We start from the raw sequence: 2,445 nt of genomic DNA on the forward strand, positions 1-2,445 counted from the left end.
ATTGAGGATATAATTTGATTTTTCACGAAAAGCTTTCCTGATTCATAGAAGAAGGCAGATTTTTTTACAACCTAAATTTATTTAGGACAGCTGTGAGTGTACTTATTAAGTCGTAAATACCCGAAAGGGGCATTTTCGAGTTTTCTCGAAAATGCCGTACACTAACGATAGTTCCTTTCGGACATAATTTAGAAGAGCATTGGTGCAAACTCGGACAGATAGATCCTCCAGTTGTCCCATGTGTGGCCGCCTCCGCTTTCTCTGTATGTATATTTAAAACCTATTTCGTCCATTTTCTTCATACTGTCCATAACACCTTTGTACAGGAAGTCTGTATTTCCGCATGCGATCCAATATAATTTATAGCCGTTCTTTTTCTGTACTTCTAATTTCTTTACAAATTCATCCGTAGCTTTCTGTACATCTGCTGCGTTCGGATTACCGATTGTCATCATTGATGCCAGAGGAGGAGCCGAAAATATACCGATGAAGTCAAACGTATTGGCATATTGGGCGGAGATCGCTGAAGAGTGCATTCCACCCATTGACAAACCTGCTACCGCACGATTTGCTTTACCTGCTTTAACCCTGTAATTGGCTTCTACAAATTTCAGGATGTCTCCAAAACTATTTTCCATACTTGCTACAGCCTCTCTCGGACCACCACCCATAGCAGGGGTGTATGCTCTGTTTGTTTCTTCAGGTGATGCTGTGTTTTGCGTATGGCCATTTGGCATAACAACAATCATTGGTTTAGCTTTTCCCTGTGCAATGAGATTATCGAGTATCTGCGCCGCGCGTCCAAGTGCTATCCACGCTTCTTCATCACCGCCGGAGCCGTGAAGCAAATATAATACAGGGTAAGATTGATTACCGTTTTCGTAGCCCGGCGGAGTGTAAATTGTTATGCGGCGTTCCTCCTTCAATGTTGGACTACTGTACCATCTTCGCGCTACCGTCCCATGAGGAATAGTATTTGTACTATATAAATTGCCTTTTTCACCTTTGATGATGAAATAGTTGGTTATTGAAGCCACATCGCGTTTCATCATGATGTTACTGGGGTCATTCATACGTATGCTGTCAACGATGAAATTATAGCTATAAAGTTCGGAGTTCAGCGGATCGGACGTGGTATATTCCCATATACCCTCGTTATTTTTTTTCAGTTCCGCTACTCCGGGAACATCAAATTTGCCATATGGTGTGTCCTTCTTTTGGGTAGGCAGAAAGTCACCTGTGATTTCCACTTTAGTTGCTTTTGGAGCTCTAATGCGGAAAGTTACGGTGTTGTTCCCATGAATTTCGGGAGATACTACTTGCGGGCCTCCCCACAGAGACTGCTGTGCGAAAGATGTAATAAATAGTGCAAGCAAGGCGAATAGAATTGATAATCTTTTCATTGTTGTTCTTATTTGTTGATTAAAAAAATATTAAGTGATATTATTTGCCAAAACAACGTGTTACGAATGGTAAACAGCTGTACAGAGCAGAATGCCAGTATTCGGAAGTGTGGCCACCATCACGGACCCGAAATTCAAACGGGATGTTTGCCCGACGCATAGCTTGTGTGAATTCGATGTTACGGTCGAGCAGGAAGTCATCGTCACCGCAATCGACAAACCATGCAATTTCCCGAAGTTGTTTCTTGTGAAGGTCATCAGCTTTTTCTACATATTTTACGCAACTGTTTTCTATGACCGATTGAGTTAATAGGGCCACCTTGTCATCAGTTTGCTGTGGTGCTACGGCTCCTTGCTCAGGAATAGACACTAAGGCACTCATAGCATATACGGCACAAAACATATCGCTGTGTCTTTGAGCATAGGAAACTGCTCCACCACCGCCCATTGACAATCCGGAAATTGCCCGATGCTGTTTGTCATTTTTTATTCGATAAGTCTGCTCTATATAAGGAAGAAATTCTTTGTAGAAAAAATCTTCATATGCCCATCCGGGCATATTGAAGTATCCGTTCCAGACACCAGCATAGATGTTACCTCCGGCATTGGGTGAAACAATAATCATCTCACAAGCTTCACCTGAGGAGACCAGCTGATCCATTACATCCTTGCAACGCTGGTCTTCGAACCAGCTGGTATTAACTCCCGTCATCCCATGCAACAGGTAAAGGATAGGATATTTCTTTGCTTTATCGATCTCATAACTCTTTGGCAGATAAATCGTATATGCTCGGTTGGCTTTTAGTACCTCACTATAGATACTATCCGTGATTACCTTGCTTTGGGGTGGGCGGGAAGATTGTGCATTTGCCGCTAGCAAGGAAAAGACGGCAAATAAAGTAATTAAAAGGTTCTCTATACGCATTTTATTCATGTTTTATTTTCATTCAGACGCGTCCTAAATAAGGAAAAAATGGCGGTGGTTTAATATAGCAGGGATTGCTATATTTAATTCGCTAAAATAATACTACCGCCATGGTAA

The 2,445-nt window shown here is 41.9% G+C and carries 2 protein-coding genes; both read right to left on the reverse strand.

Going from position 1 to position 2,445, the window contains the following annotated elements; all coding sequences use genetic code 11:
• Window positions 1-188: 188 nt before the first annotated feature.
• On the reverse strand, window positions 189-1,403 hold the full coding sequence (locus ACWICE_RS19670) for an esterase (protein WP_454299065.1): 1,215 nt from the start codon (window positions 1,401-1,403) through the stop codon (window positions 189-191).
• A gap of 40 nt (window positions 1,404-1,443) precedes the next feature.
• Window positions 1,444-2,337, reverse strand: a complete 894-nt coding sequence (locus tag ACWICE_RS19675) for an alpha/beta hydrolase (RefSeq protein ID WP_197700948.1) — start codon at window positions 2,335-2,337, stop codon at window positions 1,444-1,446.
• Window positions 2,338-2,445: the final 108 nt, after the last annotated feature.

This window comes from Sphingobacterium sp. NPDC055346, from assembly GCF_053645235.1.